This window comes from Pseudomonas sp. R32 (assembly GCF_009866705.1).
Lineage (GTDB): Bacteria > Pseudomonadota > Gammaproteobacteria > Pseudomonadales > Pseudomonadaceae > Aquipseudomonas > Aquipseudomonas donghuensis.
In genome coordinates, this window is record NZ_CP019396.1 from 5,440,199 (window position 1) to 5,455,035 (window position 14,837).

The following is a 14,837-nucleotide window of genomic DNA, read 5'->3' on the forward strand; positions in this document are numbered from 1 at the left end:
CGACGGCGTGCAGAGGGCACCGAAGAAACAGTGCGAGGCCGAATGTAACACCTGCTTTTTCTGGCGTCTAGTCACCAGATAAAGAAAAGCCCCGACGAATGCGGGGCTTTTTTGACTCAGATATTGGCGTCCAGGAAGGCTGCCAGCTGAGATTTCGACAGTGCACCGACCTTGGTGGCCTCGACGTTGCCGTTCTTGAACAGCATCAGCGTCGGGATGCCACGTACGCCATGCTTGGCCGGGGTTTCCTGGTTGTCGTCGATGTTCAGCTTGGCGACGATCAGTTTGCCCTGGTAGGTAGCGGCGATGTCGTCCAGAACCGGCGCGATCATTTTGCAAGGGCCGCACCATTCAGCCCAGTAGTCGACCAGCACCGGGCCTTCAGCCTTCAGGACTTCGGCTTCGAAGGTGGCGTCGGTGACGTGTTTGATAAGATCGCTGCTCATGGAAGTCTCCAAGGTCGTAAGCAAAAAAACGTGGCCCATCATAGCCGCACCGGCTCACTACAGGAAGCCGGGAACGATTGAGTGTAACTATAGTTGTGCATGACCGCGCATATCGCTGCTGTCACGGGAAAGTCATATTTCCCGCACAACCTGCCCCATATCAAGCCTTGATACGCTGCGCGTTGGCGCCAGCGCCGGATCGTGGCAGGATTGCCGGGTTATCGACCGAGAACCCATGACCATGCCGCAAACCACAGCCAAGAATCTGTCCTTGATCGCTGCCATAGACCTGGGCTCCAACAGTTTTCACATGGTGGTCGCCAAGGCCCACCATAGCGAGATCCGCATCCTAGAGCGGCTCGGCGAAAAGGTTCAGCTGGCCGCCGGCATCAACGAAGAGCGCCTGCTCAGTGAAGAGTCCATGCAACGCGGCCTGGACTGCCTCAAGCGCTTTGCCCAGCTGATCAACGGCCTGCCCGATGGCGCCGTGCGCATCGTCGGCACCAACGCCCTGCGCGAGGCGCGCAACCGCGGCGAATTCATCCGCCGCGCCGAGGCCATTCTCGGCCATCCGGTGGAGGTCATCTCTGGCCGTGAAGAAGCCCGCCTGATCTACCTCGGTGTCTCGCACACCCTGGCTGACACCCCGGGCAAGCGCCTGGTCGCCGACATTGGCGGCGGCAGTACCGAATTCATCATTGGCCAACGTTTCGAGCCGCTGCTGCGCGAAAGCCTGCAAATGGGTTGCGTCAGCTACACCCAGCGCTATTTCCGCGATGGCAAGATCACCCCGGCGCGCTACGCCCAGGCCTACACCGCCGCGCGCCTTGAACTGATGAGCATCGAGAACGCCCTGCACCGCCTGACCTGGGACGAAGCCATCGGCTCCTCGGGGACCATTCGTGCCATCGGCCTGGCGCTCAAGTCCGGTGGCATGGGCAGCGGCGAGGTCAATGCCGAAGGCCTGGCCTGGCTCAAGCGTAAGCTGTTCAAGCTGGGGGAAACCGACAAGATCGACTTCGACGGGGTCAAACCCGACCGCCGGGCGATCTTCCCGGCGGGCCTGGCGATTCTCGAAGCGATTTTCGACGCCCTTGAGCTGCAGCGCATGGACCACTGCGACGGCGCCCTGCGCGAAGGCGTGCTCTACGACCTGCTCGGCCGCCACCACCACGAAGACGTGCGTGAACGCACCCTGACCTCGCTGATGGAGCGCTACCACGTTGACCAGGGGCAAGCGGCACGGGTCGAGCGCAAGGCCCTGCATGCCTTCGACCAGGTGGCCAAGGCCTGGGACCTGGAAGATGGCATCTGGCGCGAACTGCTGGGCTGGGCGGCCAAGGTGCATGAAGTGGGCCTGGACATCGCTCACTATCATTACCACAAGCACGGCGCCTACCTGATCGAGCACTCCGACCTTGCCGGCTTCTCCCGTGAAGACCAACTGATGCTGGCGCTGCTGGTGCGCGGCCATCGACGCAACATTCCCAAGGACAAGTTCGCCGAGTTTGGCGACGATGCCGTCAAGCTGATCCGCCTGTGCGTCTTGCTGCGCTTTGCGATCCTGTTCCACCACATCCGCGGCACCCAGCAGATGCCCACGGTGACCCTGCACGCCAAGGGCGACAGTCTGGACGTCGAGTTCCCTGCCGGCTGGCTGGACGAAAACCAGCTGACCCAGGCCGACTTCGGCCTGGAGGCAGAATGGCTGGCCCGGGTCGGCTTCGTCCTCAGCGTACGATAAGCACCGGGTTGCTCAGGCGCTCGAGCAGAGTGGCCTGGGCACTGCGCGGGTTCTGGTTGCCGGTTGGCGTGCTGCGTACGTAGCGGCCATCCGGCTGCAGGATCCAGGCGTGGGTGTTGTCGGTCAGATACCCTTCCAGTTCCTTTTTCACCCGCAGGATCAGTTTCTTGCCCTCGACCGGGAAGCAGGTCTCGACGCGCTTGTCGAGGTTGCGCTCCATCCAGTCGGCGCTGGAGAGGAACATCTGCTCTTCGCCGCCATTGAGGAAGTAGAACACCCGCGTGTGCTCGAGGAAGCGGCCGATGATCGAACGCACCTGAATGTTGTGCGACACCCCGGCAATACCCGGGCGCAGGCAGCACATGCCGCGCACCACCAGGTCGATACGCACCCCTGACTGGCTGGCCTTGTACAGCGCGCGGATGATCTTCGGATCGGTCAGCGAGTTGAACTTGGCGATGATGTGCGCAGGTTTGCCGTCGAGGGCGAACTGGGTTTCGCGCGCGATCATGTCGAGCATGCCCTTTTTCAGGGTGAACGGCGCGTGCAGCAGCTTCTTCATGCGCAAGGTCTTGCCCATGCCGATCAGCTGGCTGAACAGCTTGCCGACGTCCTCACACAGGGCGTCGTCAGAGGTCAGCAGGCTGTAGTCGGTGTACAGGCGGGCATTACCGGCGTGGTAGTTACCGGTCCCCAGGTGCGCATAGCGGACGATCTCGCCGGCTTCGCGGCGCAGGATCAGCATCATCTTGGCGTGGGTCTTGAAGCCGACCACGCCGTAGATCACCACCGCACCGGCGGCCTGCAGGCGGCTGGCCATCTGCAGGTTGGACTCTTCGTCGAAACGCGCACGCAACTCGATCACCGCAGTGACCTCCTTGCCGTTACGCGCGGCGTCGACCAGCGCGTCGACGATCTCCGAGTTGGCCCCGCTGCGGTACAGGGTCTGGCGCACAGCCAGGACGTGCGGGTCCTTGGCGGCCTGGCGCAGCAGGTCGACCACCGGGGTGAACGACTCGAAGGGGTGCATCAGCAGGATGTCCTGCTTGCTGACCACGCTGAAAATGTTCTCGCTGTTCTGCAACAGCTTGGGGATCGCCGGGGTGAACGGCGTGTATTGCAGCTCCGGATGGCTGTCCAGGCTGGTGATGCTGAACAGCCGGGTCAGGTTGACCGGGCCGTTGACCTGGTACAGCTCGCTCTCGCTCAGGCTGAACTGCTTGAGCAGGTAGTCGGAGAGGTGCTTGGGGCAGGTGTCGGCCACTTCCAGGCGCACTGCATCACCATACCGGCGCGAGAACAGCTCGCCGCGCAAGGCCCGGGCCAGGTCTTCGACATCTTCGGAGTCCAGCGCCAGGTCGGCGTTACGGGTCAGGCGGAACTGGTAGCAGCCCTTGACCTTCATGCCCTGGAACAGGTCATCGGCATGGGCGTGGATCATCGACGACAGGAACACATAGTTGTCGCCAGGCCCACCGACCTCTTCCGGCACCTTGATCACCCGCGGCAGCAAGCGCGGCGCCGGGATGATCGCCAGGCCCGAATCGCGGCCGAAGGCATCGACACCCTCAAGCTCGACGATGAAGTTCAGGCTCTTGTTCACCAGCAACGGGAACGGGTGGGTCGGGTCAAGGCCGATCGGGGTGATGATCGGGGCAATCTCGTCACGGAAGAACCGCCGCACCCAGGTCTTGAGCTTGGTGTTCCAGTGACGCCGGCGGATGAAACGGATCTGGTGTTTTTCCAGCTCCGGCAGCAGCACGTCGTTGAGGATCGCGTACTGGCGATCGACTTCGCCGTGCACCAGCTCGCTGATCCGCGCCAGCGCCTGGTGCGGCTGCAAGCCGTCGGCGCCGGCCTGTTCACGGGCGAAGGTGATCTGCTTCTTCAGGCCCGCCACACGAATTTCGAAGAACTCATCCAGGTTGCTGGAGAAGATCAGCAGGAACTTCAGCCGCTCCAGCAGCGGATAGGACTCATCCAGTGCCTGTTCCAGCACGCGGATGTTGAACTGCAGCTGGGACAATTCGCGGTGAATGTACAGGCTGCTGTCGTCCAGACCGGGAATGACGATCGCAGGCGCAACAACCGGCGCCGGTGCCGGGGCCTCGACCACCGGCTCCGCAACCGCAGCCGGCTGCGGCGGGGTCTCGATCATCTGCTCGGGCACAGGCTGGGCGTCTTTCACTGCAACGTCGGTAAGTGCTTCGTTATTCATCTAGCGTTCCTGAAGGGCGTTACTGCCCTCTCATCAATTGAGCAGCGCGAACAGCGAAATAGGTGAGGATGCCATCGGCGCCCGCCCGTTTGAAAGCGGTGAGGGACTCAAGGATAACCCCTTCACTGAGCCAGCCGTTCTGAATCGCCGCCATGTGCATGGCGTACTCGCCACTGACCTGGTAAACAAAGGTCGGCACTTTGAACTGGTCTTTGACCCGGTGCAGGATATCCAGGTACGGCATACCCGGTTTGACCATGACCATATCGGCACCTTCCGACAGATCGGCGGCCACTTCGTGCAGGGCTTCGTTACTGTTGGCCGGGTCCATCTGGTACGAGGCCTTGTTGGCCTTGCCCAGGTTCAGCGCCGAGCCGACGGCATCGCGGAACGGGCCGTAGTAGGCACTGGCGTATTTGGCCGAGTAGGCCATGATCCGCACGTTGACGTGACCGGCCAGCTCCAGGGCTTCACGGATGGCCTGGATGCGACCGTCCATCATGTCCGACGGTGCAACCACCTGGGCACCGGCGTCGGCATGGGACAGCGCTTGGCGCACCAGGGCATCGACGGTGATGTCGTTCTGTACGTAGCCTTCTTCGTCGAGAATGCCGTCCTGGCCATGGGTGGTGAACGGGTCCAGGGCAACGTCGGTGATCACCCCCAGTTCCGGGAACCGCTCACGCAGGGCACGGGTGGCACGCTGGGCGATACCGTCGGGGTTCCAGGCTTCGGCGCCATCCAGAGACTTCTTCTCCACCGGGGTCACCGGGAACAGGGCCAGGGCCGGAATCCCGAGGTTTACCCACTCTTGCGCAGCTTCCAGCAACAGGTCGATGGACAAACGCTCGACGCCCGGCATCGAGGCGACCTCTTCGCGGCGGTTTACGCCATCGAGGACAAATACCGGGAGGATCAGGTCATCGACAGTCAGAACATTTTCGCGAACCAGACGACGGGTAAAGTCGTCACGACGGTTGCGACGCAGACGGGTGGCAGGAAACAAACGGTTAGCGGGGGTAAAGCTCACGGCAGACTCCTGAGCCCGCGCAGGCGGGCGAGCGCGACAGTTATAAGCGGCCATTATGACGCCTGTATGACAGCCAAGGGCAACCCTGCGACTTGAGGACGCAGCCATTGTCCTTGTAGGAAATGTTCACGTCGAGACACATTTGGACACTTTCCCCAAAGGCCACGAAGGGTTAGGCTGCGCGTTCATTTCGCCAGCACCCAGAAAATGCTCCAACAATTCCTGCAGGATTTCGGCTACTTTGCCCTTTTTCTCGGTACGTTTTTCGAAGGTGAGACCATCCTGGTTCTCGCAGGCTTCCTTGCGTTCCGCGGATATATGGATATCAACCTGGTGGTCGTGGTGGCCTTCTTCGGCAGCTACGCCGGCGACCAACTGTGGTACTTCATGGGGCGCCGCCACGGGCGCAAGCTGCTGGCGCGCAAACCGCGCTGGCAGATGATGGGCGACCGTGCGCTGGAGCACATTCGTCGCCACCCGGACATCTGGGTCCTGAGTTTCCGCTTCGTTTACGGCCTGCGCACGGTCATGCCGGTGGCCATTGGCCTGTCCGGCTATCCGCCACGCCGTTACCTGCTGCTCAACGGCATTGGCGCGGCCATCTGGGCCCTGGCCCTGGGCGCCGCCGCCTATCACTTCGGCGCCATTCTTGAAGGCCTGCTGGGCAACGTGAAGAAGTACGAGCTATGGGTGCTCGGCGGCCTGCTGATGCTCGGCGGCTGCCTGTGGCTGCGTCGGCGCTTCAAGGCCGCGCGCGTTGCGCGCAAGGAAGCGGCTGCCATAGAGGCCGAACAGGCTGAGCAAACCATAGCCAAGCAGCAAGATCCAACCCAGGGCAGTGACCGGCCATAAGCCAGTAAACCCGGCCAGCACCATGGCCGGGATATTCACCGCCAGGCGCAGCAACTCCAGCCTCAAGGCCCAGGGCCGGTTCTCCAGCGCCGCACCCAGCACGAACAAGCCCCAAGCCATCAAGCCCCAGCCCAACAGCAAGGCCGCGACCGGCAGCTGTTCGGCGCGCTCCATCAAGTAACTGCCCAACCCCACATACACCGCGAACTGCAACGCGACGTAGAGCTGCTGCGGCCAGGCCAGGGGGACCTCGAACTTCTCGAAACGGCTCAGGTCCTGCTTGGCCTGCGGGTACCGCCGGGCCACGTCATCAGGGCGCCAGCCGGTGGGCATGAACCAGATGCGCAGCTTGTCCCACCAGCGTTCGGCCCGTCGCGCATCACTCCACAACTGGGCATAGAACTGCAGATTGGCCCACAGCGGGTTCCAGCTGGCCAGCGGCGTGGTCACGCCAAAAATCACCGGCTCGTTATCGTCCTCTTCCTGGAAGGTGCCGAATAGACGATCCCAGACAATGAACACCCCGCCGTAGTTGCGATCCAAGTACAGCGGGTTCTGCGCATGGTGGACGCGATGATTGGACGGAGTAATGAACAGCCATTCGAACCGGCCCAGCTTCGGAATGTGCCGGGTGTGCACCCAGAACTGGTACAAAAGGTTCAACGCCGCGACAGTGATGAACACCAGCGGTGGCACGCCCAGCACAGCCATCGGCAAGTAGAAGATCCACGACAGCAGGAAGCCGCTGCTGGTCTGGCGCAGGGCTGTGGACAGGTTGTAATCCTCGCTCTGGTGATGCACTGAGTGGGCGGCCCAGAGGATGTTGCGCTCGTGGCCCATACGGTGCAGCCAGTAATAGCAGAAGTCATAGAAAACAAACGCCAGCACCCATACCCACAGCGCCTCGCCCGGCAACTTGAACAACGCCAGGTGCTCCCAGGCCAGGGCATAGGTAACCAGGCCCACCCCCTTGGTCAGCAGGCCGGTGGTGGTCGACAACACGCCGGCGCTGAGACTGTTGATCGCATCGGCCAGACGATAGGTACGCATGCCCCGCAAGTAATCCGCGAGCAGTTCGACCACAATCAGAACGAAGAAAAACGGTACCGCCAACAGGATCAGGTCCATGGGTCATCCATCTCCAGGCTATCCAGCAAGATTAGGCCGGGAATGGCGCAAACCCTATGGCGACATCTGCCAAACTAGAGGACATTTAGCGCCTCGAATCGGGAGTAGTGAGCATGACCCAGAAAAAAATTGCTGTGATTCTTTCCGGCTGTGGCGTGTACGACGGCGCCGAAATCCACGAAAGCGTGATCACCCTGCTGCGCCTGGATCAGCGCGGCGCAAAAGTGCAGTGTTTTGCGCCCAACATTGCCCAGATGCATGTGATCAATCACTTGACCGGCGAAGTAATGCCCGAGACTCGCAACGTGCTGGTGGAATCGGCGCGGATCGCCCGCGGCGAGGTCAAGGACCTGCGCGAGGCCGACGCCAAGGACTTCGACGCGCTGATCGTGCCGGGCGGCTTCGGCGCGGCGAAAAATCTCTCGAACTTTGCCGTTGAAGGCGCGGGCTGCAGCCTGCACCCGGACGTACTGGCCCTGGCCGAAGCCTTCGCCGAAGCCGGCAAGCCGGTCGGCCTGATCTGCATCTCACCCGCCCTGGCGGCAAAGATCTACGGGCCCGGCGTGGTCTGCACCATCGGCTCCGATGCCGGTACCAGCGCAGCCATCGTCAAGATGGGCGGCACCCACGAGGAATGCGATGTTCATGACATCGTCGAAGACACCCAGCGCAAGCTGGTCAGCACCCCGGCCTACATGCTGGCAAAAAGCATCAGCGAAGCCGCTGGCGGCATCTACAAGCTGATCGACCGGGTGCTGGAACTGACCCACGAGAATGATTGAGCACTGGAGTGAGGCACAGATCCACTGTGGGAGCCGGCCAAGCCAGTGACTATGGCACCTGGCGCGCCAGGCGGGTCAGGATCCGGTCCAGGGCGTTGGCAAACGCCTGCTTCTCGCGGTCGCCATAAGGCGCCTGGCCACCACCGACCTGCCCCTGCTCGCGCAGGTCGGTGAACAGGTTGCGCACCGCCAGGCGTTCACCCATGTTGCGCTCGTCAAATTCCTTGCCGCGCGGGTCGAGGCAGGCAACGCCCTTCTTGACCAGGCGATCGGCCAGTGGCACGTCGCTGCAGATCACCAGCTCGCCCGGTACCGCGTGCTCGACCAGGTAGTCGTCGGCGGCATCCGGCCCACTGGGCACGACGATCAGCCTGACGCAGGCAAAGGCCGGTTTGATCTGGCTCTGGCCAGCCACCAGCACCACTTCCAGCTGACGCCTGAGGGCAAACTTGACCAGTTGATCCTTGGCCGCCTTGGGGCAGGCGTCGGCATCGATCCACACACGCATGGCACAGATTTCCAACAAAAACGGGCAAACAGTATCCCTGCTCGCCCGTTTTGCTTCAAATCAGCCCGCCGGTTGGCGACGCTGCTCGGCCAGGCGGCTGCGCCCGTAAAGGATGGCAATGGCCAGCAAGGCCACTACTTGCGCGGCCAGTGAATAGGCGTCGGCGTGAATACCCAGCCAGTCGAAGTCGAAGAACGCCACCGGCCGCGTACCGAACACCCCGGCCTCCTGCAGCGCCTTGACCCCGTGCCCGGCAAACACCACCGACAAGGCGCACAGCAGCGCCGCGTTGATGCTGAAGAACAGGGCCAGCGGCAGCTTGGCCGAGCCGCGCAGGATCACCCAGGCCAGCCCCACCAGCAGCACCAGCGCCGTGGCGCCACCAGCCAGCACCGCGTTGTGGCCAGCAGGGCCGGCCTGCAGCCAAAGGGTTTCATAGAACAGGATCACTTCGAACAGCTCGCGGTATACCGAGAAAAACGCCAGCACGGCAAAACCGAAGCGCCCGCCGCCACCGACCAGGCTGCTCTTGATGTAGTCCTGCCAGGCCGCCGCATGACGGCGATCGTGCATCCACACGCCGAGCCAGAGCACCATGACGCTGGCAAACAGCGCCGTGCAACCTTCAAGCAATTCGCGCTGGGCGCCGCTGACGTCGATGACATACGCCGCCATCGCCCAGGTGGCGAGCCCGGCGAGCAGCGCCAGGCCCCAGCCGACGTTGACACTGCGCACCGCCGACTGCTGGCCGGTATTGCGCAGGAAGGCCAGAATCGCCGCCAATACCAGGATTGCCTCCAGGCCCTCGCGCAGCAGGATCAACAAACCGGAGATGTAGCTCAGCGACCAGCTCAGGCCATCGCCGCCGAGCAGTTCGGCGGCATCCTTGAGCTTGGCCTTGGCCGCACTCAGGCGCTGCTGCACGTGCTCAAGCGGCAAGCCGTCCTGCAATGACTGACGGTACGCCATCAACGACTTTTCGGTGTCTTTGCGGACATTGGCATCGACGTTGTCCAGCGAGCTTTCGACCAGCTCGAAGCCTTCCAGGTAGGCCGCTACCGACAGGTCATAGGCTTGCTCATGATCGCCTGCCTGGTAAGCCGCCAGGCTCTTGTCCAGAGTGCTGGCGGTGTAGTCCAGCAGTTGCCCCGGGCCACGCTGGACCTGCGGCGGCTGCGCTCGCTGGGCGCGGAATTGGGCAAGCGCTTCAGGCCCTTCACCGGCTTCGACTTCGGCGGGCGTCCGGCGGGCCAGGTCGGCCAGGTTGTAGGTCTTGTCGCCCTTGGCCTTGGCCGGATCGGCGGTGAAGCTGGCGACATAGGTCGCCAGGTCCCAGCGCTGGCGCTCATCGAGCTGGTCGGCGAACGACGGCATGTCAGTGCCTTCGATGCCCAGGCCAAGGGTGTTGTACAGGTCGAACAAGCTCAAGCGGTCGAGCCGTTCGGCGCTGCGCAGATTCGCCGGCGGCGGGCTCAGGCCCAGGCCTGCCGGGCCATCACCGGCACCGCTATCGCCATGGCACACCGAACAATGCTGGGCGTACAGCGGCGCGCCGCGGCTCGGGTCCGGGGTAATGATCGGCGCCTGGCTGACTTCATAGGCCACCGCCAGTTGTGCGCCGAGCAGACGGGCCTGACGGGCGACGCCAGGGCCGTCCTGACGCTGGCTGATCGCCTGGCGCAAGTTGACCACGCCCTGCTCCAGGGCCTGGCGCTCCTGGCGGGCTGGCAAGGCGATGATCAGGCCCTGCAGCACATCGATGAACTCGAGCTGCTCGCGGTATTCCCCCTCGTCGATGACCTTGCCCGCCTCGACGGTAGCCGGGTAGTCGGCACCGATGTAATCGAGCAAGTGCAGGGCCTTGGCGGCGCCATCGACGCTGCCGGCCAGCAGTGTGGCACTGCTCAGCGCCAGCACCGGCCAGAGCAGCCAGGCAAGTAAGCGGGAACGGGGAATCATGAGCGACTCTCAAATGAAAATACGAGGTAAAGCATTGTTCACTTCCACTGAGGTTCGCTCAAGGTTTGCCGGCGTAATCGTTGAAAAATTTTGTGACAAATATCCTGGGCATCCCGCCGATTAAAGCTAAACCGTTCGTCGGCCGATACGTGAATGCTGGCACAACGACAAAATCCAAAAGCAAAACGCCATTAATTAGCCAGCAAATGCGTTTATAATGCCGCGCCGTTATATAGCGGTTAAGAATTTAGGCTCCTGTTTTAATAGGATTTGGCGATATATGCCAAAGGGATACTCGCCGTCTCGCCCCCAGGCCTCTCATCAATTCAGGGAAGAAGAATTCAGATGGCATCCCGTGTCCTCACCGTCGCGACCCTGGTCGCGGCCGTCCAACTGGCTGGTTGCTCGGCCTTTCGCAGTTACGACAGCGAGCTTCAGGAAACCAACCAGCACCTGAGCAGCGGCAACGTCGATGCTGCCCTGCAACTGCTGGAAAAAAACAACAAGGGTGAGGACAAAGACCTTCTCTACTACTTCGAGAAAGGCGAACTGCTGCGCTCCAAGGGCGACCTGGCCGGCAGCCAGCTGGCCTGGCGCAGTGCCGATGACGTGGTGTTCAAATGGGAAGAGTCGGTCAAACTCGACACCGACAAGTACCTGAGCCAGTTCGGCAGCTACCTGGTCAACGACAAGGTGCGTCGCTACGAAGGCTATGACTACGAAAAAGTCATGCTGACCACGCAGATGGCCCTCAACCTGCTGGCCCAGAACGACTTCGACGGCGCCCGTACCGAGATCAAGAAGACCCACGAGCGCGAAGCGGTCATCGCCGAGCTGCGCGACAAGGAATACCTCAAGCGCGAGGAAGAAGCCGAGAAAGAAGGGGTCAAGACCGAGTACAAGGACCTTCAGGGCTACCCCGTGGCCGCCCTCGACGCCCCGGAAGTGGTCGGTTTGAAGAACAGCTACCAGAGTGCGTTCAGCCACTACCTGTCCGGTTATGTGTATGAAGCCCTGGGCGAAAAAGGTCTGGCTGCACCGGGTTACCGCAAGGCCGCCGAGCTGCGCCCGAACACCCCGCTGCTGGAGCAGGCCCTGCTCGAGCTGGACAAGCCAGCGGCGAAAACCACCGACAGCGACGTGCTGATCGTGATCCAGAGTGGCCTGGCCCCGGCCCGCGACTCCGTGCGCATCCCGCTGCCGTTGCCTATCAGCGGCAACCTGGTGATCACTCCGCTGTCGTTCCCGGTAATCAAGGAAGACACCTCCACCGCGCACTTCAGCGAGATCTACCTGAACGACCGCGAGCTGAAGCTGACCGCCCTCAACAGCACCACCGCCATGTCCCGCCGCGCCCTGCGTGACGACATGCCGGGGATCATCCTGCGTACCAGCGTACGGGCCATCTCCCGTGGCGTGGCGCAGAAGCAGCTGAACGACGTCAACCCGCTGGCGGGCCTCGCCGTGGGTATTGCTTCGACTGTCACCGAAGGCGCCGACACCCGCACCTGGCGCACCCTGCCCGATGAAACCCAGGTTGCCCGTGTGCGCCTGCGCCAGGGCGAGCATCAGCTGAGCCTGCCATCGAGCCTGGGCGGCAGTCAGGTCAGCGTGAAGATCGACCGGCCGTTCCAGGTCGTCACCCTGCGCGTGGTCGGCAACCAGGTCTTCGCCGGCGGCCCTGCCCTGCATGTGGAGCCCAAAGCCACTGCCCAGGCCGTCGCCAGCCTCAAACAACCTTAAGGAAGCGTCATGCGAATCAAACTGCTCGCCGTTCTCGTCACTGCCCTGCTGGCCGGTTGCGCAACCCCGCCACCACCAGCGCCTGGCAGCGCCGCCAGCAAGGTGGTGAAGATGGGCAACCTGAAGAACATCGAAACCGGCCCGATGCGCGTTGCGCGCGAGAACGGTTTCCTGACCGTCAAGGTGTCGTTGAACAACACCAGCGCCAGCAACAAGACCCTGTTCTACCGTTTCGCCTGGCTGGGTAACGACGGTTTCCCGGTTGCCGATGAAGAGAGCTGGAAGACCGTGACCCTGTACGGCAAACAGTCCAGCGTGTTGCCGGCGATCGCGCCCGTGCCGCAGGCCACCGATTTCCGCCTTGAAGTTCAGTCTCAGTAATCATTTTTGCAGGAGCACCTTTCCATGATTGCACGCATCTCCCTCGCCGCCCTCGCCATTGCACTGGTCAGCGGCTGCAGCACCCCGTCGCCAGTCCTGGGCGGCAAGAACATCGGCTATGGCGACAGCAAGGCCGTGGAGCTGGTCACCAACGAGTTCGGTTCGACCGACCTGCAGATGATCGCCGAATCCATGACCCGCTCGCTGGCCCAGTCCGGCATCCTTCAGGGCCGCCCGGTGGTGCAGGTCTATGACGTGAAGAACAAGACCAGCGAGTACATCGATACCCGCGAGATCACCACCTCGATCAAGACCCAGCTGATGAAGTCCGGCACCGCCCGCTTCGCTAGCGACAACACCCAGATGCAGAGCCAGGTCGACCAGCTCAAGCTGCAGAACCAGAGCGGCCTGTACAAGAAGAACACCGTGGCCAAGACCGGCAACATGATCGCCGCCAAGTACCGCCTGGAAGGCTCGATCAGCTCGATCGTCAAGCGCAGCAGCGACTACAAGGACGTGTTCTACAAGTTCAGCCTGCAGCTGATCGATGTTGAAAGCGGCCTGGCCGAGTGGATGGACGAGAAAGAAATCCGCAAGACCACGGAGCGCTAAGCAATGCGTGCATGGATGAGCATCCTGGGCCTGGCTTGCGCGTTCAGCGTGCAAGCGGCCCCCAAGGTCGCGGTGACCGACCTCGCCTACCAGGAGCGTGTGGAGCAGTACATCCACACGGTCTCGGCGCAAAGCAGTGGCCAGGCGAGCATGTACCACGCCAGTGGCTCGTCGAGCTACAGCGAGTACGAGAGCCGCGACAGCTACATCGAGCAGACTGAACTGCGCAAGTTCACTGGCGACATCAAGGGCGAGATTCTCAAGTCCGGGATGTTCCAGCTGGTTCAGGGCACGCCCTACACCGCCGATGCCAAAGGCGACGTGTATGACGTGATCCGGCGCATCAAGAACGGCAACTTCAAGGGCGCCGACTATGTGCTGTTCGGCACTTTGTCGGATATCGACTTCCAGCGCGACATTACCTCGCTGGACAACACCAATAGCTATTCGGCCATCCTTGGCCTGAGCCTGGTGGCCGATTTCAGCCTGATCAACACCAAGACCTACGAGATCACCTCGGCGTTCACCGCCATGGGCGAAGGCCAGGACACCAAGCTGGTCAACAGCCAGGATGTGCGCGTGACCCTGAACCGCCCACGGGTGGTGCGTGAGGTGTCGAAGGAACTGGGGATGGACGTTGCCCGGCAGATGGCCGAGCAACTGGGTGGTAGCGTACCGGGGCACGAACGTGCGCCAGCGCGCAACAACCTGCCGCCTGATGAGCCGGCGCAGATCCTGCGTTGAGACACAAAAAAGGCGACCTTCGGGTCGCCTTTTTTGTCTGCGATAGGTTCCTACACCGGTGCCCGGCGAATACTCGCCAGCAACGTAGCCGCGCCCAGGAACAACCCAGCAAAGGTCCGGTTCATCCGCCGCTGTTGCTTGGGCGTACGCAACAAGCGCAACACCTTTGCAGCGAGCCCGGTATACCCGGCCATGACCATCAGGTCGACCGTGACCATGGTCAGCGTAATGATCAGGTACTGCGGCAGCAGCGCGGCATGCGGGTTGATGAACTGCGGCAGCACCGCGAGCATGAAGATCAGCGCCTTGGGGTTGCTGACGTTGACCAGAAAGCCACGGAACACCAGGCTCAACGGCTTGCCGATCGGTCGTACGGCGGAATCGTCGGTGATGTCAGCCGGCAGCGCACGCCACTGCTTAACCGCCAGGTAGACCAGGTAAGCCACACCAAACCACTTGATGACCTGGAAGGCAGTGGCCGAAGCCGCGAGGATGGCACCCACGCCGGCGGCAATGATCGCAATCTGCAGCATCAGGCCCAGCTGCAGGCCTAGCGCGTTCCAGTAGCCGCGCCAGAAACCGTATTGCAGGCCACAGGACATCGAGGCAATGGCCCCGGCACCCGGCGACAGACTGATCACCCAGCAAGCGGCAAAAAATGCCAACCACGTTTCCAATGACATCGCGCAC

Annotated in this window: 13 protein-coding genes and 1 pseudogene; 7 read left to right on the forward strand and 7 right to left on the reverse strand. The window is 62.3% G+C overall.

Annotated features, from left to right (window positions below):
• Window positions 1-116: 116 nt before the first annotated feature.
• Complete coding sequence (gene trxA, locus PspR32_RS25120) at window positions 117-446, reverse strand: thioredoxin TrxA (RefSeq protein WP_010221158.1); 330 nt, start codon at window positions 444-446, stop codon at window positions 117-119.
• Window positions 447-687: 241 nt separating this feature from the next.
• On the opposite strand from trxA, the gene ppx reads away from it, so the two are divergent.
• Window positions 688-2,190, forward strand: a complete 1,503-nt coding sequence (gene ppx, locus PspR32_RS25125; RefSeq protein WP_010221157.1) for an exopolyphosphatase — start codon at window positions 688-690, stop codon at window positions 2,188-2,190.
• On the opposite strand, the gene ppk1 is transcribed toward ppx, so the two are convergent.
• Window positions 2,177-4,408, reverse strand: coding sequence for a polyphosphate kinase 1 (ppk1, locus tag PspR32_RS25130; RefSeq protein ID WP_010221156.1), 2,232 nt, complete (start codon window positions 4,406-4,408; stop codon window positions 2,177-2,179). The two genes, ppx and ppk1, sit on opposite strands and share 14 nt — an antisense overlap.
• 19 nt (window positions 4,409-4,427) lie before the next feature.
• Window positions 4,428-5,438, reverse strand: coding sequence for a porphobilinogen synthase (gene hemB / locus PspR32_RS25135; RefSeq protein WP_010221155.1), 1,011 nt, complete (start codon window positions 5,436-5,438; stop codon window positions 4,428-4,430).
• A gap of 207 nt (window positions 5,439-5,645) precedes the next feature.
• Here hemB and PspR32_RS25140 point away from each other — a divergent pair, with 207 nt between their 5' ends.
• The gene (locus PspR32_RS25140; protein WP_010221154.1) at window positions 5,646-6,290 is read left to right on the forward strand and encodes a DedA family protein; all 645 of its coding nucleotides are present in this window, start codon (window positions 5,646-5,648) and stop codon (window positions 6,288-6,290) included.
• A gap of 501 nt (window positions 6,291-6,791) precedes the next feature.
• On the opposite strand, the pseudogene PspR32_RS26495 reads toward PspR32_RS25140, so the two are convergent.
• Window positions 6,792-7,418: pseudogene (locus PspR32_RS26495) on the reverse strand (sterol desaturase family protein); the annotation flags it as partial.
• Between the two features lie 113 nt (window positions 7,419-7,531).
• Between PspR32_RS26495 and elbB the strand changes: the two are divergent.
• Complete coding sequence (elbB, locus tag PspR32_RS25150) at window positions 7,532-8,200, forward strand: isoprenoid biosynthesis glyoxalase ElbB (RefSeq protein WP_010221152.1); 669 nt, start codon at window positions 7,532-7,534, stop codon at window positions 8,198-8,200.
• Window positions 8,201-8,249: 49 nt separating this feature from the next.
• Here the strand turns inward: elbB and PspR32_RS25155 are convergent, their stop codons facing one another.
• Together PspR32_RS25155 and PspR32_RS25160 are read right to left on the reverse strand one after the other, a co-directional pair.
• On the reverse strand, window positions 8,250-8,708 hold the full coding sequence (locus tag PspR32_RS25155) for a YaiI/YqxD family protein (protein WP_159389317.1): 459 nt from the start codon (window positions 8,706-8,708) through the stop codon (window positions 8,250-8,252).
• Between the two features lie 60 nt (window positions 8,709-8,768).
• On the reverse strand, window positions 8,769-10,667 hold the full coding sequence (locus PspR32_RS25160) for a cytochrome c/FTR1 family iron permease (RefSeq protein ID WP_036994885.1): 1,899 nt from the start codon (window positions 10,665-10,667) through the stop codon (window positions 8,769-8,771).
• Window positions 10,668-11,012: 345 nt separating this feature from the next.
• On the opposite strand from PspR32_RS25160, the gene PspR32_RS25165 reads away from it, so the two are divergent.
• Genes PspR32_RS25165 through PspR32_RS25180 form a run of 4 tightly spaced genes read left to right on the forward strand, consistent with a single transcriptional unit; the run spans window position 11,013 to window position 14,147 of the window.
• Complete coding sequence (locus PspR32_RS25165) at window positions 11,013-12,410, forward strand: COG3014 family protein (protein ID WP_010221149.1); 1,398 nt, start codon at window positions 11,013-11,015, stop codon at window positions 12,408-12,410.
• Window positions 12,411-12,419: 9 nt separating this feature from the next.
• On the forward strand, window positions 12,420-12,791 hold the full coding sequence (locus tag PspR32_RS25170; RefSeq protein WP_010221148.1) for a YcfL family protein: 372 nt from the start codon (window positions 12,420-12,422) through the stop codon (window positions 12,789-12,791).
• A 24-nt stretch (window positions 12,792-12,815) separates the two neighbouring features.
• Complete coding sequence (gene lpoB / locus PspR32_RS25175; RefSeq protein ID WP_010221147.1) at window positions 12,816-13,403, forward strand: penicillin-binding protein activator LpoB; 588 nt, start codon at window positions 12,816-12,818, stop codon at window positions 13,401-13,403.
• Between the two features lie 3 nt (window positions 13,404-13,406).
• The gene (locus PspR32_RS25180; RefSeq protein ID WP_010221146.1) at window positions 13,407-14,147 is read left to right on the forward strand and encodes a hypothetical protein; all 741 of its coding nucleotides are present in this window, start codon (window positions 13,407-13,409) and stop codon (window positions 14,145-14,147) included.
• A 50-nt stretch (window positions 14,148-14,197) separates the two neighbouring features.
• Here PspR32_RS25180 and PspR32_RS25185 read toward each other — a convergent pair whose 3' ends face one another.
• A complete protein-coding gene (locus tag PspR32_RS25185; RefSeq protein ID WP_159389318.1) occupies window positions 14,198-14,830 on the reverse strand; it encodes a LysE family transporter in 633 nt (210 codons plus the stop codon).
• Window positions 14,831-14,837 lie beyond the last annotated feature (7 nt).

What these genes read in the sequence shown, in the direction of transcription:
- trxA (WP_010221158.1), bottom strand. Translation starts at nt 446, where the DNA reads ATGAGCAGCGATCTTATCAAACACGTCACCGACGCCACCTTCGAAGCC.
- ppx (WP_010221157.1), top strand. Translation starts at nt 688, where the DNA reads ATGCCGCAAACCACAGCCAAGAATCTGTCCTTGATCGCTGCCATAGAC.
- ppk1 (WP_010221156.1), bottom strand. Translation starts at nt 4,408, where the DNA reads ATGAATAACGAAGCACTTACCGACGTTGCAGTGAAAGACGCCCAGCCT.
- PspR32_RS25140 (WP_010221154.1), top strand. Translation starts at nt 5,646, where the DNA reads ATGCTCCAACAATTCCTGCAGGATTTCGGCTACTTTGCCCTTTTTCTC.
- elbB (WP_010221152.1), top strand. Translation starts at nt 7,532, where the DNA reads ATGACCCAGAAAAAAATTGCTGTGATTCTTTCCGGCTGTGGCGTGTAC.
- PspR32_RS25155 (WP_159389317.1), bottom strand. Translation starts at nt 8,708, where the DNA reads ATGCGTGTGTGGATCGATGCCGACGCCTGCCCCAAGGCGGCCAAGGAT.
- PspR32_RS25160 (WP_036994885.1), bottom strand. Translation starts at nt 10,667, where the DNA reads ATGATTCCCCGTTCCCGCTTACTTGCCTGGCTGCTCTGGCCGGTGCTG.
- PspR32_RS25165 (WP_010221149.1), top strand. Translation starts at nt 11,013, where the DNA reads ATGGCATCCCGTGTCCTCACCGTCGCGACCCTGGTCGCGGCCGTCCAA.
- PspR32_RS25170 (WP_010221148.1), top strand. Translation starts at nt 12,420, where the DNA reads ATGCGAATCAAACTGCTCGCCGTTCTCGTCACTGCCCTGCTGGCCGGT.
- lpoB (WP_010221147.1), top strand. Translation starts at nt 12,816, where the DNA reads ATGATTGCACGCATCTCCCTCGCCGCCCTCGCCATTGCACTGGTCAGC.
- PspR32_RS25180 (WP_010221146.1), top strand. Translation starts at nt 13,407, where the DNA reads ATGCGTGCATGGATGAGCATCCTGGGCCTGGCTTGCGCGTTCAGCGTG.
- PspR32_RS25185 (WP_159389318.1), bottom strand. Translation starts at nt 14,830, where the DNA reads ATGTCATTGGAAACGTGGTTGGCATTTTTTGCCGCTTGCTGGGTGATC.